Genomic DNA, 24,881 nt, shown 5'->3' on the forward strand with positions numbered 1-24,881 from the left:
GGCGACGATGTGCCGCGCTGCCGCCGCGGCGCGGCCCCGCGCGCCGAAGACCGCGAGGGCCCCGAAGGCCCGGCGCGGGCCGCTCAAGTACAATGCGAGCGGTTCGACCGACGGGGACGCGATGACCGGTTCTGACTCACTTTCCGCCCGGCCCGGGCATGCGCTGCCGTCGCCGAGCGCGACGGTGCCGATCTCGCTCGTCAACGGCTTCCTGGCAAGTGCGGGCGCGCAGCGCGACGTGGTCGAGCGCTACCTGCGCGGCGCCGGCATCCCGCTCGAGCTGCTTGGCGAGCCGCATGCGCGCGTGACGGAGGAGCAGTTCTCGACGCTGTACCGCACGCTCGCGATCGACCTCGACGACGAGATGCCCGGCATCTTCTCGCGCCCGCTGCGCGGCGGCACGCTGAAGTACCTGTGCCTGAGCCTGCTCGATGCGCGCAACCTCGAAACGGCGCTGCATCGTTTCGGGCAATTCTTCCATATCCTGCTCGACGACTTCTTCGTCGAATCGAAGCGCGACGGCCTCGTCGCGCAGGTGCTGCTGCGCCCGAACGACGCGATCGGCCCGATCGGCGCGCTCGGCCAGGAGCTGATGCTCAAGCTCGTGCACGGGGTGTGTTCCTGGCTGATCGGACAGAAGATCCCGCTGTTGCAGATCGAGTTCGCGTGCCCGCGGCCGCGCCACGCTGTCGAACACCTGTATTTCTTCACCGGCTCCGTGAAGTTCGACCGCGAGCGCACGCTGATGCGCTTCAGTGCCGACTACCTCGACGCACCGATCCGGCAGAGCAAGCGCAACCTGCGCAAGTTTCTCGCGCGTGCGCCCGGAGACTGGATCTTCGAAACGTTCAGCGAACAGCTCGTGTGCCATCGCGTGCGGCAGTACCTGTCGGCGGCGCTGCCCGACCTGCCCGTGATCGAGCAGGCGGCCGAGCACCTGCATTGTTCGGTGCGCACGCTGAGCCGTCACCTTGCTGCCGAAGGGACGACGTTCCAGGTGCTGAAGGACGAGTTGCGGCGCGACATCGCGATCCAGCGGCTGACGGACACGCCGGACACGATCGCGGCGATCGGCGCCGATATCGGTTTCGACGATCCGAGCGCGTTCCATCGCGCGTTCCGGCACTGGACGGGGAGCACGCCGGGGACTTACCGGCGCCAGGCCTGATACGTGCGGGGGCAGCCGGATTTCGCGGACGGCTCCCATAACCGGCTGCCATCGGTCGGTCCCATAGCCGGCTCCCTTTTGATGTGTGCATTTGCGAAAGCGAAACGCGATTTCACCGACTGCAGCGCACCACCACGCGCCCCGAGGGTGTCCATGCGCCGGACGCGGTCGAATCGAATATCGAACCGGCGCGGCCTTGTTTTCGTCAAGCCAAACGTGCGTTTGCGAGAATGGATGTCGAAGAAGCGTGGTGCGGACTGACCGACGGCGTCATCACCTCGTATTCGCTTTTCTATGGGGACTTAACGGCGAAAGAGTGCCGCCAGATAGTGGCGCATGGCGTAGAGGTAAATGAGCAAGATGACTGCCGACACTGCGGTGGCTGCCACGCGCTGCGCCGCGGCCGATTTTGACTTGACAGGCGGTCGGGAGGCTGTCCCTTTTTGCCTGATTCGATTTGCCGCAAGCAATACTGCAGCCAATGCCCCGGCTCGAATCACTGCATCGGTCATGGTCATTTTCTATTTGCGTGATGTTTGATCGGTCGAGATGTGCGATTTGAGAGGTATGGTACACGTAGCAGCCGATTTCTCAGGTCGGGTGTACTGTCGAACGCAGGCCGAATCCCTGAAACGCCTTCCCGCCAAACCCGTGTCCAGCCGACCGTTCCCGGCCACACCTCCCCATCCCGTGGCCGGTTTTGTCACTATGTGGGCCGGATATGACAATGAGAATCGGCGACGGCGGCATTACGATGGGTCATCACGTCGCCCGGGTCTGGCCGGTTCTGCCGTATCCGCCCGCCCGATCGCGCCTCATTCACCGCCTGATTGGAACATCGACCATGAGCTATAACGCCCCCGTCAAGGACATGCTGTTCGTGCTGAAGGAACTCGCGGGCATCGACGCCGTCGCGCAGTTGCCGGGTTTCGAGGATGCCGGTTACGACACGGCGCAGGCCGTGCTCGAGGAGTCCGCGAAATTCTGCGGCGAGGTGCTGGCGCCGCTGAACGTCGAGGGCGACCGCCACCCGAGCAGCTGGAAGGACGGTGTGGTGACCGCGACGCCCGGCTTCGGCGACGCGTTCCGCCAGTTCGTCGAAGGCGGCTGGCAGGGGCTGCAGCATCCGGCCGAGTACGACGGCCAGGGGCTGCCGAAGCTGATCGCGACGCCGTGCATCGAGATGCTGAACGCCGCGAACCTGTCGTTCGCGCTGTGTCCGCTGCTCACCGACGGCGCGATCGAGGCGCTGCTGACGGCCGGCACCGACGAGCAGAAGCAGCGCTACGTGCCGAAGCTGATCTCGGGCGAATGGACCGGCACGATGAACCTGACCGAGCCGCAGGCGGGCTCCGACCTCGCGCTGGTGCGCTCGCGCGCCGAGCCGCAGGGCGACGGCACGTACAAGGTGTTCGGCACGAAGATCTTCATCACGTGGGGCGAGCACGACATGGCGGACAACATCGTCCACCTGGTGCTGGCGCGCACGCCGAACGCGCCGGAAGGCGTGAAGGGCATCTCGCTGTTCATCGTGCCGAAGTTCATGGTCAACGCGGACGGGTCGCTGGGCGCGCGCAACGACGTGCACTGCGTGTCGATCGAGCACAAGCTCGGGATCAAGGCGAGCCCGACGGCGGTGCTGCAGTACGGCGATCACGGCGGGGCGATCGGTTACCTCGTGGGCGAGGAGAACCGCGGCCTCGAATACATGTTCATCATGATGAACGCGGCGCGCTTCGGCGTCGGGATGCAGGGGATCGGCGTGGCCGACCGCGCGTACCAGAAGGCGGCGGCATTCGCGAAGGAGCGCGTGCAGAGCCGCCCGGTGGACGGCTCGGCCAAGCAGTCGGTGACGATCATCCATCACCCGGACGTGCGGCGGATGCTCGGCACGATGCGCGCGCTGACCGAAGGCGCGCGGGCGCTGGCGTACGTGGCGGCGTCGCACAGCGACATGGCCCATCGCCATGCGGACGAGGCGACGCGGGCGCGTCATCAGGCGATCTACGAGTATCTGGTGCCGGTGGTGAAGGGCTGGAGCACGGAGATGGTGAACGACGTGGCGAGCCTGGGCGTGCAGGTGCACGGCGGGATGGGCTTCATCGAGGAGACGGGCGCGGCGCAGTACTACCGCGATGCGCGGATCCTGGCGATCTACGAAGGGACGACGGCGATCCAGGCGAACGACCTGGTGGGCCGCAAGACGATGCGCGACGGGGGCGCGGTGGCGAAGGGGCTGCTCGCGGAGATCGACGCCACGGTGGCGGCGCTGGGCAAGCTGGACGGTGCGGCGGCCGCGTCGATGAAGGTACGGCTGGAGAAAGGTGCCCGCGCGCTGGCATCGGCGGTGGATTACGTGGTGGCGAACGTGAAGCAGGACCCGAACGCGGTGTTCGCGGGGAGCGTGCCGTACCTGAAGCTGGCGGGCGTGGTGCTGTGCGGGTGGCAGATGGCGCGCGCGCTGGTGGCGGCGCAGGCGAACCGCGCGAGCGACCCGGCGTTCTTCGATGCGAAGATCGCGATCGCGCAATGTTATGCGGAGCATATTCTCGTGCAGGCCGGCGCGCTCGAGGCGTCGATCGTCGGCGCGAAGGGCAACGAGAGCGTGCTCGCGTTGACGGAAGACCAGTTCTGACCGGTTGACGGTCGGGACGCAGGAGGAGACAGGATTTTGACCACACAGGACTTGCTCGCGCAATACGGCCCGCGCGAATCGATGGAATACGACGTCGTGATCGTCGGCGGCGGCCCCGCCGGGCTGTCGGCGGCGATCCGGCTCAAGCAGCTGGCCGCCGAGAAAGGCACCGAGATCGGCGTGTGCGTGCTCGAGAAGGGTTCCGAGATCGGCGCGCACATCCTGTCGGGCGCGGTGATGGACCCGCGCGCGATCACCGAACTGTTCCCCGACTGGAAGGAGCGCGGCGCGCCGCTCGACGTCGAGGTGACGGAAGACCGCTTCCTGTTCCTGTCGGAGAGCAGCGCGGTCACCACGCCCAACTGGGCGCTGCCCGACAACTTCAAGAACCACGGCAACTACGTGATTTCGCTGGGCAACGTCACGCGCTGGCTGGGCCAGCAGGCCGAAGCGCTGGGCGTCGAGATCTTCCCCGGCTTCCCGGCCGCCGAGATCCTCTACAACGATGATGGCTCGGTCAAAGGCGTCGCCACCGGCAACATGGGCGTGGGCAAGGACGGCGAGCCGACCGAGAACTTCCAGCTCGGCATGGAGCTGCACGCGAAGTACACGCTGTTCGCCGAAGGCTGCCGCGGCCATCTGGGGCGGCAACTGATCGCGAAGTACAAGCTCGACGCGAACGCCGATCCGCAGGCATACGGGATCGGCATCAAGGAACTGTGGGAAATCGATCCGGCCAAGCACAAGCCGGGCCTCGTGATCCACACGGCCGGCTGGCCGCTGAAGTCCGACACCTACGGCGGCTCGTTCCTGTATCACATGGACAACAACCAGGTCGTGGTCGGCTTCGTGGTGGGCCTGGGCTACACGAACCCGTACCTGTCGCCGTTCGAGGAATTCCAGCGCTACAAGACGCATCCGTCGATCCGCGCGTTCCTCGAAGGCGGCAAGCGCGTGTCGTACGGCGCGCGCGCGATCACGGCCGGCGGCCTGCTGTCGCTGCCGAAGACGGTGTTCCCGGGCGGCGCGCTGATCGGCGACGACGCGGGCTTCCTGAACGCATCGCGGATCAAGGGCAGCCACGCGGCGATCAAGACCGGCATGCTGGCGGCGGACGCGGCGTTCGACGCGGTGCAGGCCGGCCGCCAGTCGGACGAGTTGAACGCGTACCCGGACGCGTTCAAGCAGTCGTGGCTGTACACGGAGCTGTACCGCGCGCGCAACTTCAAGCAGTGGATGGCGAAGGGCCTGTACCTGGGCACGCTGATGGTCGGGCTCGAGCAGAAGGTGATGGGCGGCAACGTGCCGTGGACGCTGCACCACAAGCATGCGGATCACGAGATGCTGAAGCCGGCGTCGCAGTGCGAGCCGATCGAATACCCGAAGCCGGACGGCAAGCTGACGTTCGACCGGCTGTCGTCGGTGTTCATCTCGAACACGAACCACGAGGAGAACCAGCCGGCGCACCTGACGCTGAAGGATGCGAGCGTGCCGGTGAACGTGAACCTGCGCACGTACGCGGGGCCGGAGGGGCGTTTCTGCCCGGCGGCGGTGTACGAGTTCGTGAAGAACGACGACGGCAGCGATCGCCTCGTGATCAACGCGCAGAACTGCGTGCACTGCAAGACCTGCGACATCAAGGACCCGACGCAGAACATCGTGTGGGTCACGCCCGAGGGCGGCGGCGGGCCGAATTACCCGAACATGTAACGCAACGCATCCCCGCGCCCGCGGGCGCGAACGAACCGGAGTGAGACGATGAGCAATGCAGCGAAGGAAGTCGTGGTGGTGAGCGGTGTTCGTACCGCGATCGGTGATTTCGGCGGCAGCCTGAAGGATTTCTCGCCGACCGATCTCGGCGCGAAGGTGGTGGCCGAAGTGCTGTCGCGCGCGAACGTGTCGGGCGATGCGGTCGGCCATGTCGTGTTCGGCCACGTCGTGAACACCGAGCCGAAGGACATGTATCTCGCGCGCGTCGCGGCGATCAACGGCGGGGTCGCGCAGCACGCGCCGGCACTGACCGTGAACCGCCTGTGCGGCTCGGGGCTGCAGGCGATCGTATCGGCCGCGCAGACGATCATGCTCGGCGATGCCGACGTCGCAATCGGCGGCGGCTCGGAGAGCATGAGCCGCGCGCCGTACACGGTGCCGGCCGCGCGTTTCGGCCAGCGCATGGGCGACGGCAAGCTCGTCGACATGATGCTCGGCGCGCTGCACGATCCGTTCCAGACGATCCACATGGGCGTGACGGCCGAGAACGTCGCGAAGCAATACGACATCTCGCGCGACGCGCAGGATGCGTTGGCGCTCGAATCGCATCGTCGCGCGGCGCGTGCGATCGCGGAAGGGCGCTTCAAGGACCAGATCCTGCCGATCTCGATCCGTACGAAGAAGGGCGAGGTGGCGTTCGATACCGACGAGCACGTGCGCCACGATGCCAGCGCGGACGATTTCACGAAGCTCAAGCCGGTGTTCGCGAAGGAGAACGGTACCGTGACGGCCGGCAACGCATCGGGCATCAACGATGCAGCCGCGGCCGTGCTGATGATGAGCGCGGATGCCGCGCGCGCGCAGGGCGTGAAGCCGCTGGCCCGCCTCGTCGCGTATGCGCACGCGGGCGTCGATCCGGCCTACATGGGCATCGGCCCGGTGCCGGCCACGCGCAAGGCGCTTGAACGCGCGGGCCTGAAGATCACCGATCTCGACGTGATCGAGGCGAACGAGGCGTTTGCCGCGCAGGCCTGCGCGGTCACGCAGGAGCTCGGCCTCGATCCCGCGAAGGTCAACCCGAACGGCTCGGGCATCTCGCTCGGTCACCCGATCGGTGCGACCGGTGCGCTGATCACGGTGAAGGCGCTGTACGAACTGAAGCGCATCGGCGGGCGTTACGCGCTCGTGACGATGTGTATCGGCGGCGGCCAGGGTATTGCTGCGATCTTCGAGAACATCTGATAATCGAACCCTCAGCACCCGAACACACAGGAACTACATGGCCATCGAAATCGTCGGCGTCGTGGGCGCCGGAACCATGGGTAACGGCATCGCGCAGACCGCGGCCGTTGCGGGACTCAACGTCGTGATGATCGACGTCAGCGACGCCGCGCTCGACAAGGGCGTCGCGACGCTGAAGGGCAGCCTCGAACGGCTCGTGTCGAAGGACAAGCTCGACGCGGCCGCACGCGACGCGGCGCTGGCGCGCATCACGACGTCGACCGACTACGCGAAGCTCGCATCGGTCGACATCGTGATCGAAGCCGCGACCGAGAACGTCGAGCTGAAGGGCCGCATCCTGGCGCAGATCGAGGCCGTCGCGCGCCCCGATGCGATCATCGCGACCAACACGTCGTCGATCTCGATCACCGCGCTCGCAGCGCGCCTTGCCGATCCGTCGCGTTTTCTCGGCATGCACTTCTTCAACCCGGTGCCGCTGATGCCGCTCGTCGAGATCATCCGCGGGCTGCAGACGAGCGACGCGACCGCGGCGGCCGTACGTGCGCTGACCGAGCGTTTCGACAAGTCGCCGATCGGCGTGCGCAACTCGCCGGGCTTCGTCGTGAACCGCATTCTCGTGCCGATGATCAACGAAGCGTTCTTCGTGCTGGCCGAAGGCATCGCGTCGGCCGAGGAGATCGACGCGGGGATGAAGCTCGGCGCGAACCACCCGATCGGGCCGCTCGCGCTGGCCGACCTCGTGGGCCTCGACGTGTGCCTCGCGGTGATGGACGTGTTCCTGAAGGATTTCGGCGATCCCAAGTATCGCGCATGCCCGCTGCTGCGCGAAATGGTGTCGGCAGGGCGGCTCGGGCGCAAGACGGGGCGTGGGGTGTACGACTACAGTTGACCTCCCACGGCGGGAACGCCGGCAGGTATTCAACGCGGATGACGCGTCGCATCGGAGGTCGTGATCCGATGCCGGCCGGTCATCCGCGTTGTCTATTGGGCGACGTGCAAATGATGGCGGCATGGGCGTTGCATGCGATGACAATTCCTGACCATCCCGCGGTTTCGTCTGTGCAACTATTGGACGGGCAAGCGAGGCCCGTCATGCGGAATATCGACAGGCGGCCCGCTCGACGAGGAACGGCCGGATCGGGAGCGATCGTCTGCCGGGCCTGCTGAAAGACAACGGATAATGTCTCGGCAACAAGCACGTCACCGCTTGCCGCCGCTATTGGAATGACGAGGCATTCTCGACATTGCGGCATCATGCGGTGGTGCGATTCGCGCCGGATTTCCCGTGACTCTCCGACGCAGCATCGCGGTCGTCTGATCAACGCAATCGAATATCGACAAGATGAAAATAAATACGGGCCTTTTCGGGGTGTTGCTGTCCGTTGCGACGGCAACGGCATATGGGTTGGGCGTGCAGAGCGCACCTGCCGAACCGGCGGTTGCCGCACCGGCGGCGAGTCCGGCCGTCAAGCTGACGCAGGCGCAGATCGTCGAACGGGCGCGCGCCTATATGGTGCAGATCGGGGTGAATCCCGATTCGGAAAACGGGCGGATCATCGTTGCGTGGTTCACCCGGGTAGCGCAGAACCCGGACTATCTCGCCAGACTGTCCAGCATGCGCAGCCTGTCCGCCGACGGCAGCAACATGATCCTGCCTCCGGCCGAACGGCTGCGGTTCCTTCGGCTGATGAGGGACATCGCGAACGAATCCGGGAGCGGCTGCGAAATCCCGAAGGTGACCGGCGGCAATCTGGCGTCGATCGCGAAGACGTCGTCGCCGAAGGCGTTGCGCGGCACGTTCGAGCTGATGGACCTGATCGGCGAGCGCAAGGGCGTCTCGTCCGGCGACGATGAACACTACACCGTCGCCGAATTGCTCGCCGTCAACGCGCGGATGGACGAGATCGAGGTGCCGCCATGGCTCGCGAAGCAGGACGAGCCGAGCACGTGTGCGCTGATCAGGTTCGCCGTCGATTCGCTCGACAAGTTTCCGGAGCCGGACCAGCGGCGGGCGACCTATGAACTCTTCAAGCTGATCGCCGGCGGGAAGTCGGCGTCCGAGACCGTGCTGGCCGATCCCGGCGCGTATCTCGACGACGTGTTCGACGATCGCCGCCTGCCGGATGCCATTCGCGGCCAATTGCCGCCCGACGGCAGCCGGCCGCTGCCTTATGCGCGCCTGAGCATTGACGGGGAATGGGTGAACAAGACGACGCCGCGGGATTCGGGTCCGTACGTCGATACCTACGTCAATCGACGCAACAACGGTGTGGTCGCCGAGCTGATGACCACGAAAGACGCGTCGGGGAACACGAACTGGGCGTCATTCGGCATGGGCTACGGGCTCACCGAACTGCTGGACCAGACCGTGCGCGCACCCCGCTACGCCACCACGCTCCGGACGCTGAAGGCAGCGTCCGCGATCGTGGCGGCGAACGAACCGATGACCGAGGGCCAGCGTATCGAGATCGCGTTGCCGCAGCCGTCCAGCCATGGGCAACTGACCCGCCGATGCGACATCGGCAAGACGGAGCCCGCGTCGACGATCTTCGGCACGTTGACCGGCAATGCCGTCAACCTGGATTGCAGCGAGGTCCGCAAGGACGGCACGAAGACGCGCGTGCGCTCCGTATGGCTGGCCGACTACCGGGTCGAATTGACCCGGACGATCGACGACCAGGATGGCAGGACCGACGTCATCATCAAGAACGTCACGGTCACGCAGCCATGAGGCCTACGGATGAACCGGCGCGCCGCGCGGTCGCGAGCGGGCGGGCGGTGTTTGGCCGTGCGCCGACATGGCCGGCGCGTGCCGTCGGCATGGCGGTGGCGTTGAGTGTCGGGGCGAGCGGCGTTTCTGCGTCGCAACCCGAATGGTCGCCGCTGTCGCCCATCGGCCATGCGGCGATACCGGCCATGCAACGCACGGTGTCCGTTCCTGTCGCCGATGACACGACGCCCTGCGTGCTGGCATTGAGCGCCTGGTTCGGCAGCGTTCCGTCGCCCGATCGACCGGAGCGGCGGCGCAGCCTCTGCCGGCGCGAGGCCGAGGCCGGCAACCTGACGGCCCGCGCGCTCTACGGGCAGATGGTGCTGCACGGCTATGCGGGTCGGCCGGACCGGATGCACGGCTTGACGATCCTCGAATCGGCGGCGAACGACGGGTCGACGCTGGCCAAGCGCACACTCGGTTACCTCTACTACGACGGTGTCGCGCTGCCGCGAAACTATGCGGTGGCGCACGCATGGTTCGCGTCGGCGTCGCGCGATGGCGACATGGCATCGATGAACCAGCTCGGCGGGATGAGTGCTGACGGCGCCGGGCAGCCGGCCGACGACGTTGCCGCCTATCGCTACTTCGTGACGGCAGCCGAGGGCGGGTCGGCCGCGGGCGCGACCAATGCGGGGAAATTCGCGCTGGCAGGCCGTGGGGTGCCGCGCGACCCGGCGGTCGCGGTGGCGTGGCTGGCGCGCGCCGCGGCCAGTGGCGAACCGAATGGTCAGTTCCTGCTCGGGCTGATACTGGTCCGGGGCGACGGCGTCCCGCGCGATGTCGGCCAGGGAACGATGTGGCTGCGCGCCGCGGCAGACCAGCAACATACCGAAGCACGGGCGGTGCTGGGCAATCTCTATCTCGACGGCATCGGCGTGCCGCGAGACGCGCGTCGGGGTTTCGGCCTGATGTCGGCCGCGGCGCAGGCCGGCTCGTCTTATGCGCAGCGCAGGCTCGGCGACCTGTACGGCAGCGGGACGGGGGTGGCGCGCGACGATGCAAAGGCGCGCGACTGGTACCGGAAAGCCGCGCTGGCCGGAGACGCGCGGGCGCGTCATGCATTGGCCAAGCTCTATCTGTCTGGCCGGGGCGGCCCGGTCGACAAGGAGGCCGCATTGGGATGGATGCGGGGGGCGGCCGAAGCGGGCCTGGCCGCCGCCCAGAACGATCTCGGCGCGATGCTGCGGAACGGCCTCGGGACGCATCCGGATCCGGCCGCCGCGAGACCGTGGTTCGAAAAGGCAGACGCGCAGGGCGATGGTGCGGCGGCGACCAACCTGTCCCGTTACGCGGCACGCGGCGACGGTGAACCGGTGGATCTGCACAAGGCGTTGCGGCTGGCGACACGCGGTGCGCAGCGCGGCGATGCGGCGGGCGCGCTGATCGCCGCCGGCATGACGTGGCGCGGAGAGGGGACGCGTGTCGACCGGGCGCAGGCGATGCGGTGGTTCCGGTTCGCCGCGGACCGCGGCGATATCGACGCGGCGCGCTGGGTCGGCTATCAGCTTCTGACGGGTGCCGACGGCATGCCGCGCGACGAGCAGGCGGGCCTGCGTTATCTATCGCAGGCCGCCGACGCCGGCGATCAGGCCGCCGGCGTGTTGATCGGGTTCTACCTCGGCGAGCACCACCAGTCGTTCGAGGGCCGGACAGGGCTCCAGTGGCTCTCGGATCTCGCGAACCGCAAGGTTCCCGCCGCGTATTCGGCGCTGGGATCGCTGTACTGGCGTGAACAGCCGGCGACCGCGTTCGACTGGTTCTCGCGCGGCGCGAGGCTGGGCGACGTCAGCTCGCAAGCGATGCTGTGCACGATGCATCTGGATGGCAGCGGCACGCCGCGCAGCCCGGTCGAGGCCGCGCGCTGGTGCCGCGCGGCAGCCGTCGGCAACCACGCCGGCGCGATGCGCGTGCTGGCGTCGGCCGACAATGGTCTGGTTGCGGCCGACGAGCGGGCATACTGGCGGTGGAAGCTCGCGGATCGCGGCGAACCGGTGTATCAGTCGATGCTCGGCGATGCATACGATCTGGGCGATGGCGTACCGGTGGACTTCGATGCCGCCATGTACTGGTTCCGCCGCGCGGCGGATCGGGGCGACGTCTCGGCGCAGGGTTCGCTGGCCTGGCATCTGTCGAACGGGCTCGGCGGTCGAACCGACGACTACGAGGCGTTAGCTTGGGCGCTGCGTGCCGCGCCGTCGAGCGCCGACGCGAAGAGAATGGTGGGCGTCGCCTATCTGCACGGCCGTGGCGTAGCGAGCGATCCGAAGGAAGCGGCCGTCTGGCTCAACCGCGCGGCGTCGGCCGGATCGCCGTGGGCGGAAAGCGAACTTGCGCTGATGTACGAAACCGGCGACGGCGTGCCCGCGAATGAAGCGACCGCGCTGGACCTGCATCGTCGCGCGTCCCGCCAGGGTTCGGTGCTCTCCGAGATCGCGCTGGCGCTGCGCAGCGTCACGCCCGGAACGGAGGCAGGGCTGTCGGCCGGGGAGCGGCGCTGGCTCGTGCCGGCCGATCCGGCGGCGACGCTGTGGAGCGATCCGCCGGTCAATGCGTTGGCGGCCGCCAACCGTCAATGGGAGGGCTTGTCGAGCCTGAACGAGGCGTTGCGCGGCGATCCGTTCATGCAATACGCGGCCGGTATCCGGTTCCTGACCGGCAACGGCTTGCCGAGAGATCGGGCGCTGGGCGCAGCATGGGTCGAGCGTGCGCGCGCGAGCTTCGATGCGATGCCCGGTCTCGGACAGTACGGCGTTGCCGCGACGCGGGTCGAGGCGCGTATTTCCCGGCGGCTGGATGACGCGGAAAAAAGGCGGGCCGCCGACATCGCGGGGAATCTGATCGCGACGCTACCGTGAGCCATGAAGAACACCCTGAAAAACGCCTGGCGCGGCACCGAGCGCCTCTGGAAAGTCTGGTGGCTGATCGGCGTGCCGCTCGGCTTGCTGTTCATCCCGTTGCTCGTGCTGGTGCAGGGGCCGGCGTATCCGGTCGCGCTGCGCATCGTGGCATTCGTTGCTTATGTCGTGCCGTTCTGTGCATGGATGCGTTGCGCATGGATATGTGCGCCGAACGTCGAGAATCGCATCTGGACGACCGTCGCGCGCGCGATCATCGTCTATCGCGTCGCTTCGCTCGCATTCATCCTTTTCCATCTCGGTTGATTGCATGAAATACCCGTGCCGCGCGCTTCGCTGCAAGAAGCGGTGCGCGGGCCCGATGTCGTGCGAGGGTCGGGACCGTGCGGCGGCGCTGTTCGGCAGCTACGCGTCGAGCACCGCCAGATCCCGCGGCAGCATGTGCTTGAACATCGCCAGAAGCTGCCGCGCCGCCTTAGGCGGCAGCGTGATCGCGTGACGCACGGCCGCCGCGATCTGGATCATCATCAGCTCGGCGAACGCGCTCCGCTGTGCGTGTGTCGTGTCGCGCGCCACTTCTCCCAACGCGTCCGCGAGCAGGCCGGCCAGGAACTCGCCGTCCGCCCGGTCGAGCGCCTGCAGCGCGCGGTCGGCTTGCGTCGCGCGCCAGATGTCGCGCATCAGCGGCTCGTCGACGAACATCCGGTAGTAGCTGTCCGTGATGCGCGCGAGCGTGTCGTGCAGGTCGCCCAGCGTCTTCAGCGTCGCGAGGTCGCGCCGCACGCATTCATGCCCGGCCGCGTTGTAGCGCTCCGCGAGCGTGCCGATCACGGCCGCCTTGTCCGGAAAGTACTGATACAGCGAACCGAACGAGATGCCCGTGCGTTCGACGATGTCGCTCATCCGGAACGCGTCGCACCCCTTCTCGATCATCACTTCCGACGCGCACGCCAGGATGCGCTCGAACCGCTCGCGGCTGCGCTGCTGCGTCGGGACGAGCCGTGCACGCGCCGGTGCGTCCGCTGCCGCCGCTTCGGGCTCGGTGGTTTGCCCCGATTTTTGTCGGCCCATGCCGCCTCCGGAAAAACTTGACGTTGCTAATGCGAGAGTCTATCGTGTTTTTAAAACGCGAGAAATTCTCGCATTTTAGTCAAAGGAGACGCACATGTCGGCACTTCCCATCCTCGTCGTCGGCGGTTCGGGCAAGACGGGCGCCCGCGTCGATGCACGGCTGCGCGCGCGCGGCATCGCGACGCGGCCCGTATCGCGCACGTCGGCCGTCCGCTTCGACTGGACGGCGCCGGCGACCTGGCCGGCCGCGCTTGAGGGCGTGTCGGCTGCATATGTGACCTATCAGCCCGACCTGTCCGTTGAAGGCGCTGTGGAAGCGATCGCGGCCTTTGCGCGGCTCGCGCGGGAACGCGGCGTCGCGCGCGTTGTGCTGCTGTCCGGGCGCGGCGAGCCCGGCGCGCAGGCGGCCGAGGCTGCATTGCAGGCATCGGGCATCGGCTGGGGTGTCGCGCGGGCAAGCTGGTTCAACCAGAACTTCTCGGAAGGTTATCTGCTCGACGGCGTGCTGGCCGGTGAAGTCGCGCTGCCGGCCGGCGCCGTGCGCGAGCCGTTCGTCGATGCGGACGACATCGCCGACGTGGTCGTGACGGCGCTCACCGACGTGCGGTTCGCTGACCGCGTGATCGAAGTCACGGGCCCGCGCGCGCTGACGTTTGCCGAAGCCGTCGGCGAAATTGCACGCGCCGCCGGCCGGCCGGTTACCTATCGCGAGATTTCACACGGCGCGTTCGTCGCCGAACTGCACGAGGTCGGGGTGCCGGAGCCGGTCGTCGCGTTGCTCGACGATCTGTTCCGCGTGGTGCTCGACGGGCGCAACAGCGCGGTGGCGCATGGCATCGAGGAGACGCTCGGGCGGCCGGCGCGCGATTTCGCCGACTACGCGCGGGCGACGGCCGCAACCGGCGTGTGGAGCGCCTGATCATGATCGCGTTCGTGACTGCCGCGTTGCTGTGGGGTTCGGCCATCGGCTGCGGGCTGATGGCCGGCGTGTACTTCGCGTTCTCGACGTTCGTGATGACGTCGCTCGGGCGGCTCGCGCCACAGGCCGGCGCGGCCGCGATGAACGCGATCAACGTCGACATCGTGCGCTCGCCGTTCATGCCGCTGTTCCTCGGCACGACGCTGATGGCGCTCGCACTCGTCGTGATCGCGCTGTTCGATCGCGGCCAGCCGGGCGCGATGGCGGCGGTCGCGGGTGGCGTGCTCTATGTATTCGGCATGTTCGCGGTGACGATGGCCGTCAACGTGCCGCTCAACGACGCGCTCGCCGCGGCCGATCCGGCGACCGCGCAAGGCGCGGCGCTCTGGACGCGCTACCTGCGCGACTGGACGATGTGGAATCACGTGCGCACGGTCGCGTCGGCGGTTGCGTGCGTGTGTTTCATCGCGGGGATTGCGGCGCGGTAGCGGGGTTGCTACGCATAGAACGCCGACGGCGACACGCCGAAGTGCCGCTTGAACATCGCGGAGAACGCGCTCTGGCTGCTGTAGCCGTGATCCATCGCGACGGTGACCACCTTCTCGCCGTGCGCCAGACGCTTGAGCGCGAGCAGCAGCCGCGCCTGCTCGCGCCAGCGGCGGAAGCTGAGCCCCGTCTCGCGCCGGAACGCGCGATGCAGCGTGCGCACCGACAGCCCGAGCAGGTCGGCCCATTCGGCGATCGTGCGCAGGTCGTCGGGCGCGGCGACGAGTGTGTCGCAGATCGTCCGCAGGCGCGCGTCGTGCGGCCATGGCAGGTACAGCGGCAGCAGCGGTGCGACCGTCACCTCGGCCAGCAGCAGGTGCATCAGGTGATCGTGACGCGAACCCGGCGCATAGTCGAGCGGTACCTCGACCGCGGCGAGGATCAGCTCGCGCAGCAGCGGATGCACTTCCACGACGCAACTGCGCGCGGGCAGGTGCTCGACCGCACCCGGTTCGACGAACACGGTGCGCATCTGCACGTCGCCGCTCATCTGCACCGTATGGTCGAGGCCGGCTTCGAGCCACACGCCGCGCGTCGGCGGCACGACCCACGACGCGCCCTCCGACTGCACGTGCATCACCCCTTCGATCGCGTAGAGAAGCTGCGCGCGGCGGTGCCGGTGCGCCGGGATCGACGTGCCGTGTGTATAGGCCGCCGCCATCGCGGACACCGGCATCGGCGTCGATTCGTAGCGCAGGTGCGCGAAGGGCTGGGTGGACTCGAATGTCCGATTGGCGATAAGTCCTGACATTTTGGCGTGAGACAGGCAGTTGGGCGGACGGGCACGATGGCGTTCCGATTCACGCCAGATTCCCTGTCAGGATATTAATCCGTCGAACGCGATGAACAAGTCACCTTTTCTGTTTCCCTTCTGCGCGATCGCGCTGTGGGCCGGCAACGTCGTGGTGTCGAAGCTGTCGGCGTCGACGATCGACCCGTCGGCCATCACGTTCTACCGGCTGCTGTTGGCGGTCGTGCTGATGAGCGTCTTCACGCTCGCCCCCGCATGTCGCAATCGCGCGGTACTCGTCGCGCACCTGCCGAAGCTCGCGGCGCTCGGCTTTCTCGCGATGGCGCTGTTCCAGAGCCTGTCTTACGAGGCCGCGAAGACGACCAGCGCGACCAACATGGCGATCATCACCGCGCTCGTGCCGCTGATGACGATGGTGCTCAGCTCGCTGCTGCTCGGCGATCCGCCGGGCGCGGGCATGATCGGCGGCGGGGGGCTGTCGCTCGCGGGTGTCGTCTACCTGATCGCCGAAGGGCACCCGACGGCGATCGCCGCCCGCGGCGTGCACATGGGCGACCTGCTGATGCTGGCCGCGTCGGCCGCGTACGCGCTGTACGGCGTGTTGCTCAAGCGCTGGCGCATCGGCGCGCTGCCGGCATGGCAGTCGACCTACGTGCAGGCGCTGGCCGCGCTCGTGTTCATGCTGCCGATGCTGCTGCGGTTGCCCGCGCAGGCCGCCTGGCCGACGCGCGCGAGCGTGCCGCTGATCCTGTACGCCGGCGTGCTGGCGTCGGTGGTGCTGCCGTATCTGTGGATGCAGGGCGTGCGGCTGCTCGGCCCGAGCCGCTGCGCGATGTTCATGAACCTGCTGCCGGTGATGACGGCCGCCGGCGCGATCGTGTTGCTCGGCGAATCGCTGCGGCTGTATCACCTGGTCGGCGGCGGTGTCGCGCTCGTCGGCGTGGCGATCGCGCAGCGGTTTCCGTTCCATGCCAGGGCGTCGCAAGAGGTCCGCCAATGAGCGCCGGATTCGACATGCGGGACCTGATTGCCGCGCTGCCGGACGGACCTGCGCCGGTTGCCGACCCGTCGCTTGCGCGCCAGCTCGAACGCATCGCGACCGCGCTCGAAGCAATGGCGCACACCGGGCGGCCGGCCGACGTCGATTTCGAGGCGGCCGTCGCGTTTCGCTGGCGCGGCTTCGGCGGCGGCCCTCGAACGGCGCCGCTCGAGCCGATCGCCACGCCCGCGCTCGTCGGGTTCGACGCGCTGCGCAACATCGGCCGGCAGGCGGCGATCGTCGAACGGAACACGCGGCAATTCGTGCGCGGGTTCGCGGCCAATCACGTGCTGCTGACCGGCGCGCGCGGTACCGGCAAGTCGTCGATCGTGAAGGCGTGCCTGCACGCGTTCGCGGTGCACGGGTTGCGGCTGATCGAGGTCAGCAAGGAAGGGTTGAGCGACCTGCCTGCGATCGTCGAGCTCGTACGCGCGCGGCCCGAGCGCTACATCGTGTTTTGCGACGACCTGTCGTTCGAGGCCGGCGAGACTGGCTACAAGGGGCTGAAGACGGTGCTCGACGGCTCGGTCGCGAGCGACCTGTCGAACGTGCTGGTGTATGCGACCTCCAATCGCCGCCACCTGATGCCCGAGCAGGCGAGCGACAACGCGAACGTGACGCGCGCGGAGAACGGCGAACTGCATCCGGGCGACGCGGTCGAGGAGCGGATTTCGCTGTCGGAGCGCTTCGGGATCTGGGTCACGTTTTATGGCTTTACGCAGGACGAATACCTGGCCGTCGTCGAGAGCCGCCTCGGCGCGGCCGGCTTCGACGACGAAGCAATCCGCGCGGCGCGCGAGCCCGCGCTGCAGTGGGCGCTGGAACGCGGTGCGCGCTCGGGCCGCATCGCCGTGCAGTTCGCACGCGATTACGCGGGGCGGCTTGCGGACGAACGCGGCGCCGAAGAGGGCGGGCCGATTCGGCGGACGGGTTGAACGGGGCGCAACGTCGCGCGTGACGACGCCCGTCGGCCCGATGCGGCCGTGCGCCGTTGGCGTCGTCAGTACCCCGACCCGCCGCCTGCCTGATCGGTGACGATCGCGACGCCCGAGCTCGTGCCGAGCCGCGTCGCGCCGGCCTCGAGCATCGCGAGTGCGGCCGCGCGATCGCGCACGCCGCCCGAGGCCTTCACGCCGAGTGCCGGGCCGACCGTGCGGCGCATCAGCGCGACATCCGCGAGCGTCGCGCCGCCGTGGCCGAACCCGGTCGACGTCTTCACGAACGCGACGCCGAGATCGCGGCACATCTCGCACACGCGCACCTTCTCGTCGTCCGTCAGCAGCCCGGTTTCCAGGATCACCTTGAGCGGCACCGCGCCGCATGCGCGGTGGACGGCCGCGATGTCGGCCTTCACGTCGTCGGCGCGGCCGCTCTTCAGCGCGCCGATGTTGATCACCATGTCGATCTCGCCGGCGCCCGCGTCGATCGCGGCGGTGGCTTCGAATGCTTTCGCGGCCGACAGCCCCGCACCGAGCGGGAAGCCGACCACCGCGCAAACGAGTACGCCGGTATCGGCCAGCTCGCGTGCGGCGAACGGTACGTTCGCCGAATTCACGCAGACCGAGTAAAAGCGATGCTCGGCCGCCTGGCGGCAGAGTTCGCGGATCTGCGCGTCGCGCGCGTCGGGCGCGAGCAGCGTGTGATCGATGGTGTGGGCGAGTTGGGCGTTGGAAAGCGGCATGTGTCAGGACTCCACGGTTCGTGTGCCGGAAGGGCACACGGAAAGTTGATGTTTTCACATCGGTTTGTTACAAATACGACATTCCGGCCGGGCCTGGGCGCCCGGCACGACACGCGACGGGTAGGCAGGATACTGGCATGGAAACGAAGAAGGGCGAACGGATCAAGACCTTGATGAACGTGCTGCAAGGGCAGAACGCGATTCATCTGAAGGAAGTCGCCGAGCTGTTCGGCGTCTCCGAGATGACGATCCGCCGCGATCTCGCGGACAACCCGCACGGCCTCAGCCTGATCGGCGGCTATGTGACGCGCCATTTCGCCGCGCAGCGCAGCGACATCGGCGAGTACCTGATCAGTGCCGAGAACAACCGGCAGACCGAGGAAAAGCGCCGCATCGGCAAGCTGGCCGCTCAGTTCGTGACGACCGGCGACACGATCTTCGTCGATTGCGGCTCGACCACGCCGTTCATCGTCGATTTCATCCCGGACGACCTCGAGTTCACGGCGGTCTGCAACTCGCTGAACGTATTCGCGAAGCTGCAGCAGAAGCCGCATTGCAACGTGATCCTGTGCGGCGGCGCGTATCACCGCCAGAACATGGTGTTCGAATCGGTCGCCGAAACGGGCATCCTCGACTCGGTGCGCGTGTCGAAGGCATTCATCTCGGCGGCCGGCGTCAGCGAGCGCTGCGGCGTCACGTGCTTCAACTTCCACGAGGTCGACGCGAAGAAGAAGGTGATGGCGCGCGCACAGAACCGCTTCCTGCTCGTCGACCACACGAAGTTCGACGAAGTGCGCGCGGCCTATTTCGCCGAGCTGACCGATTTCAACTACGTGATCTCCGACGGGCAACTGAGCCACCGCTACGAAACGGCGATCCGCGAACACGGCATCGCGCTCGTGACCTGATGACCCGCGGCCATGCGTCGCGCGTTGCATCGCATCAGGCATCACGTGCTTCCGCCGCGCTCAGGTAGCCGGTGAGCACGTCGAAGCGGCGCGTCGCGCCCGGCGCGAGCGCCGCGACATGGCCCTTGCGGCGCTCCGCTTCATATCCCTCCGGCTCGCAGGTCGACGGCAGCGCAAACGCGGCGACCTGCTGGTCCGCGTTGTGCAGGATCCAGCGCGTCGCATGCGGGAATTGCCCGGGGCGGTACGCGGTGTGGAATGCGCCGCCATCCGGATGCGCGAGCCGGAAATGCGCGATGCCATCGGCGTCCGTTTCCGCACCGTTCATGAAGAACACGATCTCGGGGTCGTACAGCGCGGGCGTATCGAGCGTCGTCAGCCGCTCGGGTTCGCGCGCGAGCGTGGCCGTGTAGTCGCGCCACGCGGCGGTCGGCTTCACGTGTGCCGGCACGCTGTCGCGCAGTCGCAACCCGCCGCGCGACAGCGATTGCACGAAGCGGCCGCCCGGCACGTACGCGTAGTTCAGGTGGGCCATGTACATCAGGTCCATCGGCGTGCCGCCGAGATTCGTCACGCCCATCGCGATCGTCATCCGCGCCTCGTGCTCCGCGAGCCGTACCGACGGACGCGCGACATAGTGGCTGCCGAAGCCCTGCACGTACTCGTATTCGCCGGTCACTTCGACGCTCGCGCCGCGCGCATCCGTGCCGACGACGAGGCTCGCGCGGTCCATCGGCGCGCACGGCATCTCGCCGTGCAGCGCATGTGTGTCGTCCGGCCCCGGACAGCCGTTGCGCAGCAGCCCACTGTGGAACATGAAGCAGCCGTAGGTATCGATGATCGATGCTGCGCGCTTCGGCTGCCGGAACATGTGTTTCATCGTCAGGTCGCGGCCGTCGAATTCGGCGGCCCAGATCATCTGGCCGAGATACGGCAGCACGACGAGATGGCCGCGGCGGTTTTCGAGCTTCAGCGCCTCGACGCCCGACGGATACGCGAACGCGGTGACGGTGAGGCCGTCGGTGCGGTACAGCGTGCGTGGCGTTTCGCGGAAGTCGTCGCGCCGCAGTTCGATTTCGCCTCGCATGGTCACGCTCCCGACGTGTTGCGCGATGCGGCGTAGCGCGCGGGCGCACGGCCGTCGGCGGCTGCGTCGGGCGTCGCGGCCGGCAGGTGACGCAGGCAGTGGAAGCCGTAGTAGACGATCACGACGAAGCATGCGAGCGGCACGACGAACGCGAGCTGCATGTTGCCGCCGGTGTGATCGGAGATCAGCCCCTGGATCAGCGGCACGACCGCGCCGCCGACGATGCTCATCACGAGGATCGAGCCGCCGTATTCGGTGTCCTTGCCGAGGCCGTCGATCGTCAGGCCGTAGATCGTCGGCCAGCACGGGCCGAGGAACACGCTCACGCACACGGCCGCATAGACGGCCGTGATGTTGTGCACGCTGATCGTATACGCGAGCAGCGCGATGCACAGGATGCCGTAGACGATCAGCACCTTGGCCGGGCCGACGCGCTTCATCACGAGTGTCGCGACCAGCTTGCCGACGAAGAACGCGAAGAACGTCGCGAGCAGGTAGCGCGACGCGCCGCGCTCGGTGAGGCCGCCGATCTGCATCGCGAGCCGGATCGTGAAGCTCCACACGCCGACCTGCGCGCCGACATAGAGGAATTGCGCGACCACGCCCGCGACGAAGCGCCGGTTGCCGAACAGGCGTGCGAGTGTGCCGCGCGCGTCGATCCGGTGCGTGACCGCGCCGGGACCGTTGCCCTTGCAGGCCGGGTAGGGCGTGAGCGCGAATACGATGAATACCGCGACGAGCACGACGATCAGCCACTTGTACGGCTCGAGTGTCGCCTGGATCATCGCGAGCTGGTGTACGTGTGCGTCGGCGGCCGACATCGCCGCGAGCTGCGCATGCGACGCGTCGCCTTCCTTGAAGATCAGGAAGCTGCCCATGTAGACGCCGGCCATCGCGCCGAACGGATAGAACGTCTGCGAGATGTTCAGCCGCCGCGTGCTGGTGTCGCGCGGGCCCATCAGCGTCGAATACGAGTTCGACGCCGTCTCGAGGAACGACAGGCCCGCGGCGATCACGAACAGCGCGACGAGGAACATCCCGTATTTCGCCATCGACGCGGCCGGGAAGAACAGCAGGCAGCCGGTCGTGTAGAGCAGCAGGCCGACGAGGATCGTCGTCTTGTAGCTGAACTTCTTCACGACGGTCGCGGCCGGAATCGCGAGGAAGAAGTAGCCAAGATAGAACGCGGACTGCACGAATGCCGATTCGAAATCGGACAGGAAGAACGATTTCTTGAACTGCGCGATCAGCACGTCGTTCAGGTTCGCGGCGGTGCCCCACAGCGCGAACAGGCAGCACAGCAGCGTGAACGCGAAGAGCGGCGTGCGGTTCAGGTAGTAGCCGTCGGGTGTGTGTTCGATCCTGGCTCGGCTCATGGGTGTCTCCTTCCCAATGTCTCGTCGATGAAGGCGCCGTTCAGAGGCCGGCGTCGTGGAGGAAGCGTTCGAACGTCGCGGCGTCGGCGTACGACTTCTGCGTGCCGAGGCCCGTGACCGAATGCGCGGCGTACGCGGATGCGTAGCGCATCGCGTCGACGGCATCGCGCGACCTGGCGTAGCAGCGCGCGAAGCAGCCGATATACGCATCGCCCGCGCCCGTCGTGTCGCGTGCGTCGACCGGGACGCCCGGCACGTGCCGGGCGCCGTCGCGCGAGACGAGCAGCGAGCCTTGGTCGCCGAGCGTGACGAGCACGTGCTTCAGCCCGCGTGCGACCAGCGCTTCGGCGGCGCGAGTGGCGCTTTCGCGCGAATCGACCGGCATGCCCGACACGATCGCGAGCTCGGTTTCGTTCGGCACGAAGAATTCGACGGAGCGGATCCGTTCGAAATCGAGGTCGGCCACCGCCGGCGCGGGATTCAGCAGCACGGGGATGCCGTGCCGTGCGCCGAATTCGATCGCGTGATAGACGGTGTCGAGCTCGATCTCGAGCTGCAGCACGATCAGCGTGCATTCGGCGAGCGCCGGCGCGGCCGCGTCGATGTCGGCCGGCCGCAGATGGCGGTTCGCGCCCTTGACGATCAGGATGCTGTTGCCCGAATCGGGTTCGACGAAGATCGGCGCGACGCCGCTCGGCACGCCGGCGACCTTGCGCACGTGCGTGGTGTCGATTCCCTCGCGCTCGAAGTTGCGGATCGTGTTGTCGGCGAACACGTCGTCGCCGACCTTCGTGACCATCACGACACGCGCGCCGAGGCGCGCGGCCGCGACGGCCTGGTTCGCGCCCTTGCCGCCGCAGCCGAGCTCGAAGTTCGGCGCCTCGAGCGTTTCGCCCCGGCCGGGCATGCGTGTGACGTAGGTCACGAGGTCGACCATGTTGCTGCCGATGACGGCGATTGTCTCCATCTGCGTCTCTTCCTTTGATATGAGGTGCGCCGCGAGCATGGGGCGGCGACCGTAGTGTGTGATAATAAAATCACATTAAATGTGAAAATGCAATCTTATGATGTAAAGAGAGTCACTTGGGCCGGGCGTTCCGCGGGGGCTCGCGCGTACCGAGGTTGTCGACATGCAAAAGACGCGAACAGGACGCTGGACGTCATCAACCGTCTGCGGGTACCGATCATCACGACGGGCCTGGGCGATCCCGGACTCTGGTTTGGCGCTATTTCGCGCGTCTCTGGAAGGCCTCGACGAGTCGACGCCGCACGCCCATTACGGCGTGCCGGGGACCGACGTGCGCGTCACGGCGCCGCACGCGACATCGAAGCCGCATCCGTTGATGCCTCATACCCGTCAATTTGCCGCGCGATGCGCACGCGGTGCCGGCGGATCCGGCGTCCTGAGGGCGTTCCGTTCCGGCGATATGGAGGCGCGGCGAAGGAGATCATGAAGCGACACACCCGATGACCGCTGTCCGCCAGCAGCATGTCAGCATGTTTGCTGCGGAATCAGCAGCATTGAAATTGCGGTGAGGGGATTTCAATGCCGGACGGTGCTGGTGCGGTATGGCACGGTTTCTGCATCGGGTGACGCTTTCGACGCCATTTCCAATCTGCCGGAGCCGACATGACCGCTTCAAATCATCTGAAATCCGTCCATCATTCCGATGCCCAGCTGTCGCGGGGCACGGATTACGAGCGCCTGGCGGAGCGCTTCCGCCCGGTTTTCGCGCGTATCGCAGACGGGGCGCTCGAACGTGAACGTTCCCGCACGTTGCCGTATGACCCGATCGAATGGCTCAGGGAGAGCGGGTTCGGCGCGGTTCGCGTACCGGTCGAGCATGGCGGCGCGGGCGCGTCGTTGCCGCAATTGATACAGCTTCTCATCGAACTGGCCGCCGCCGATTCGAACCTGCCGCAGGCGTTGCGAGGCCACTTCGCTTTCGTCGAGGATCGGCTGAATTCCGCGCCGGATGTGGCGCGTGACGAATGGTTCCGGCGCTTTGTCGCCGGAGAACTCGTCGGCAACGCGTGGACCGAGGTTGGCAGCGTCGCGATAGGCGATGTGATTACCCGTGTGCGGCGCGACGGGGATGGCTGGATCCTCGACGGAGAGAAATACTATTCGACCGGAAGCATCTTCGCGGACTGGATCGACGTATTCGCGCGCGATGAAGACGGCCGAGACGTGATCGCGGCCGTCCGGACGAACCAACCCGGCGTGCAACGCAGCGACGACTGGGACGGCTTCGGTCAGCGCACGACCGGTAGCGGCACGACCCGCTTCGACGCGGCGCGAGTCGATGCGCAGAACGTGTTCGACTTCGCGACGCGCTTCAAGTATCAGACGGCGTTCTACCAGCTCGTGCTGCTCGCGGTGCTCGCGGGCACCGGGCGCGCCGCGCTGCGTGACATCGCGCGCGAGGTGAGTTCGCGCAAGCGCATCTTCAGCCACGGCAACGCCCCGTCGTTCGCGCAGGATCCGCAGATCCAGCAGGTGGTGGGAGAGGTGGCTGCGCGCGTATTCGCGGCCGAGGCCACGGCGGTGCGCGCGAGCGAGGCGTCGCAGCGTGCGTACGAGGCACGTTTTGGCGGCGACGAGCAAGCCGAGCACCGTGCGAATGTCGACGCGGAACTGGATTCGGCGCGTGCTCAGATCGTGGTGTCGGACCTCGTGCTGCGCGCGACGACCGATCTGTTCAACGCGCTTGGCGCATCGGGCTCGAGTGCCGCGAAGGGCCTCGATCGCCACTGGCGCAACGCGCGCACGGCGGCCTCGCACAATCCGCTGGTGTTCAAGGCCCGCATCGTCGGCGATCGGGAAATCAACGGTACCGAGCCGCCGTATGTCTGGGCCATCGGCAGCGGGCCGGGTGCGCAAGGCACTTCCACGGTTGCCGCCTGAACGCGTGCGAGGAGCGGACTAGGTGTATCCCGCTCCCTTTACTTCTTCAAGCAGGACTTGCCGAATTGAAAAGGATTGCTGCGTAACGTGTACATGTTCGGCATCGCTGCTTTTCGGTATGCGTGAGCGACGACTGCGAGCGATTCATGTATTCCGATGCTTTCGCGCATGAGCCGGCGACGCAATGCATGTCATGCACGGCATCGCTTCGG

At 67.2% G+C, this 24,881-nt stretch carries 21 protein-coding genes; 15 read left to right on the forward strand and 6 right to left on the reverse strand.

Annotated elements, in window-relative coordinates:
* Nucleotides 1-7 precede the first annotated feature (7 nt).
* From VXM69_RS34340 to VXM69_RS34380, 9 genes are all read left to right on the forward strand, one after another.
* Nucleotides 8-1,168: an AraC family transcriptional regulator gene (locus tag VXM69_RS34340; RefSeq protein ID WP_367190595.1), complete on the forward strand. Its 1,161-nt coding sequence runs from the start codon at nt 8-10 to the stop codon at nt 1,166-1,168.
* Nucleotides 1,169-1,519: 351 nt separating this feature from the next.
* A complete protein-coding gene (locus tag VXM69_RS34345) occupies nt 1,520-1,708 on the forward strand; it encodes a hypothetical protein (RefSeq protein WP_124670589.1) in 189 nt (62 codons plus the stop codon).
* Between the two features lie 304 nt (nt 1,709-2,012).
* A complete protein-coding gene (locus VXM69_RS34350) occupies nt 2,013-3,803 on the forward strand; it encodes an acyl-CoA dehydrogenase (RefSeq protein WP_367190596.1) in 1,791 nt (596 codons plus the stop codon).
* A 36-nt stretch (nt 3,804-3,839) separates the two neighbouring features.
* On the forward strand, nt 3,840-5,513 hold the full coding sequence (locus VXM69_RS34355; RefSeq protein ID WP_209392557.1) for an electron transfer flavoprotein-ubiquinone oxidoreductase: 1,674 nt from the start codon (nt 3,840-3,842) through the stop codon (nt 5,511-5,513).
* 48 nt (nt 5,514-5,561) lie between these two features.
* The gene (gene bktB, locus VXM69_RS34360) at nt 5,562-6,755 is read left to right on the forward strand and encodes a beta-ketothiolase BktB (protein WP_034191088.1); all 1,194 of its coding nucleotides are present in this window, start codon (nt 5,562-5,564) and stop codon (nt 6,753-6,755) included.
* A 37-nt stretch (nt 6,756-6,792) separates the two neighbouring features.
* The gene (locus tag VXM69_RS34365; RefSeq protein WP_367190597.1) at nt 6,793-7,644 is read left to right on the forward strand and encodes a 3-hydroxybutyryl-CoA dehydrogenase; all 852 of its coding nucleotides are present in this window, start codon (nt 6,793-6,795) and stop codon (nt 7,642-7,644) included.
* Nucleotides 7,645-8,166: 522 nt separating this feature from the next.
* On the forward strand, nt 8,167-9,486 hold the full coding sequence (locus tag VXM69_RS34370; RefSeq protein WP_367190598.1) for a hypothetical protein: 1,320 nt from the start codon (nt 8,167-8,169) through the stop codon (nt 9,484-9,486).
* Nucleotides 9,487-9,575: 89 nt separating this feature from the next.
* On the forward strand, nt 9,576-12,383 hold the full coding sequence (locus VXM69_RS34375; protein WP_367190599.1) for a tetratricopeptide repeat protein: 2,808 nt from the start codon (nt 9,576-9,578) through the stop codon (nt 12,381-12,383).
* A 3-nt stretch (nt 12,384-12,386) separates the two neighbouring features.
* Nucleotides 12,387-12,689, forward strand: a complete 303-nt coding sequence (locus VXM69_RS34380; protein WP_367190600.1) for a hypothetical protein — start codon at nt 12,387-12,389, stop codon at nt 12,687-12,689.
* A 99-nt stretch (nt 12,690-12,788) separates the two neighbouring features.
* Here the strand turns inward: VXM69_RS34380 and VXM69_RS34385 are convergent, their stop codons facing one another.
* Nucleotides 12,789-13,454 carry a TetR/AcrR family transcriptional regulator gene (locus VXM69_RS34385; protein WP_343728113.1) on the reverse strand — a complete coding sequence of 222 codons (666 nt, stop codon included), beginning with the start codon at nt 13,452-13,454 and terminating at the stop codon, nt 12,789-12,791.
* Nucleotides 13,455-13,548: 94 nt separating this feature from the next.
* On the opposite strand from VXM69_RS34385, the gene VXM69_RS34390 reads away from it, so the two are divergent.
* Both VXM69_RS34390 and VXM69_RS34395 read left to right on the forward strand, forming a co-directional pair.
* Nucleotides 13,549-14,373: an NmrA family transcriptional regulator gene (locus tag VXM69_RS34390; protein WP_367190601.1), complete on the forward strand. Its 825-nt coding sequence runs from the start codon at nt 13,549-13,551 to the stop codon at nt 14,371-14,373.
* A 2-nt stretch (nt 14,374-14,375) separates the two neighbouring features.
* Nucleotides 14,376-14,861, forward strand: coding sequence for a DUF1772 domain-containing protein (locus VXM69_RS34395; protein ID WP_034191105.1), 486 nt, complete (start codon nt 14,376-14,378; stop codon nt 14,859-14,861).
* An 8-nt stretch (nt 14,862-14,869) separates the two neighbouring features.
* On the opposite strand, the gene VXM69_RS34400 is transcribed toward VXM69_RS34395, so the two are convergent.
* On the reverse strand, nt 14,870-15,670 hold the full coding sequence (locus tag VXM69_RS34400; RefSeq protein WP_059557410.1) for a helix-turn-helix transcriptional regulator: 801 nt from the start codon (nt 15,668-15,670) through the stop codon (nt 14,870-14,872).
* 91 nt (nt 15,671-15,761) lie between these two features.
* Between VXM69_RS34400 and VXM69_RS34405 the strand changes: the two genes are divergently transcribed.
* Together VXM69_RS34405 and VXM69_RS34410 are read left to right on the forward strand one after the other, a co-directional pair.
* Nucleotides 15,762-16,670 (forward strand): DMT family transporter, encoded by a 909-nt coding sequence (locus VXM69_RS34405; RefSeq protein ID WP_367190602.1) that lies wholly within the window; start codon nt 15,762-15,764, stop codon nt 16,668-16,670.
* Complete coding sequence (locus VXM69_RS34410; RefSeq protein WP_059557407.1) at nt 16,667-17,644, forward strand: ATP-binding protein; 978 nt, start codon at nt 16,667-16,669, stop codon at nt 17,642-17,644. The genes VXM69_RS34405 and VXM69_RS34410 overlap by 4 nt, the downstream gene beginning before the upstream one ends.
* Before the next feature lie 65 nt (nt 17,645-17,709).
* Here VXM69_RS34410 and deoC read toward each other — a convergent pair whose 3' ends face one another.
* Nucleotides 17,710-18,390 (reverse strand): deoxyribose-phosphate aldolase, encoded by a 681-nt coding sequence (gene deoC / locus VXM69_RS34415; RefSeq protein ID WP_367190603.1) that lies wholly within the window; start codon nt 18,388-18,390, stop codon nt 17,710-17,712.
* Between the two features lie 137 nt (nt 18,391-18,527).
* Between deoC and deoR the strand changes: the two genes are divergently transcribed.
* On the forward strand, nt 18,528-19,298 hold the full coding sequence (gene deoR / locus VXM69_RS34420) for a DNA-binding transcriptional repressor DeoR (protein WP_034191096.1): 771 nt from the start codon (nt 18,528-18,530) through the stop codon (nt 19,296-19,298).
* Between the two features lie 34 nt (nt 19,299-19,332).
* On the opposite strand, the gene VXM69_RS34425 is transcribed toward deoR, so the two are convergent.
* From VXM69_RS34425 to rbsK, 3 genes are read right to left on the reverse strand one after another with little or no spacing between them, the layout of a single operon-like run.
* Nucleotides 19,333-20,385, reverse strand: a complete 1,053-nt coding sequence (locus tag VXM69_RS34425) for an aldose 1-epimerase family protein (protein WP_124671301.1) — start codon at nt 20,383-20,385, stop codon at nt 19,333-19,335.
* Nucleotides 20,386-20,387: 2 nt separating this feature from the next.
* The gene (gene fucP / locus VXM69_RS34430; protein ID WP_034191098.1) at nt 20,388-21,761 is read right to left on the reverse strand and encodes an L-fucose:H+ symporter permease; all 1,374 of its coding nucleotides are present in this window, start codon (nt 21,759-21,761) and stop codon (nt 20,388-20,390) included.
* A 40-nt stretch (nt 21,762-21,801) separates the two neighbouring features.
* A complete protein-coding gene (gene rbsK, locus VXM69_RS34435) occupies nt 21,802-22,728 on the reverse strand; it encodes a ribokinase (protein ID WP_367190604.1) in 927 nt (308 codons plus the stop codon).
* A gap of 663 nt (nt 22,729-23,391) precedes the next feature.
* Here rbsK and VXM69_RS34440 point away from each other — a divergent pair.
* On the forward strand, nt 23,392-24,669 hold the full coding sequence (locus VXM69_RS34440; protein WP_049034843.1) for an acyl-CoA dehydrogenase family protein: 1,278 nt from the start codon (nt 23,392-23,394) through the stop codon (nt 24,667-24,669).
* The last annotated feature ends 212 nt before the right edge of the window (nt 24,670-24,881 follow it).

The organism is Burkholderia sp. Ed8 (assembly GCF_040761425.1).
Taxonomy (GTDB): domain Bacteria; phylum Pseudomonadota; class Gammaproteobacteria; order Burkholderiales; family Burkholderiaceae; genus Burkholderia; species Burkholderia seminalis.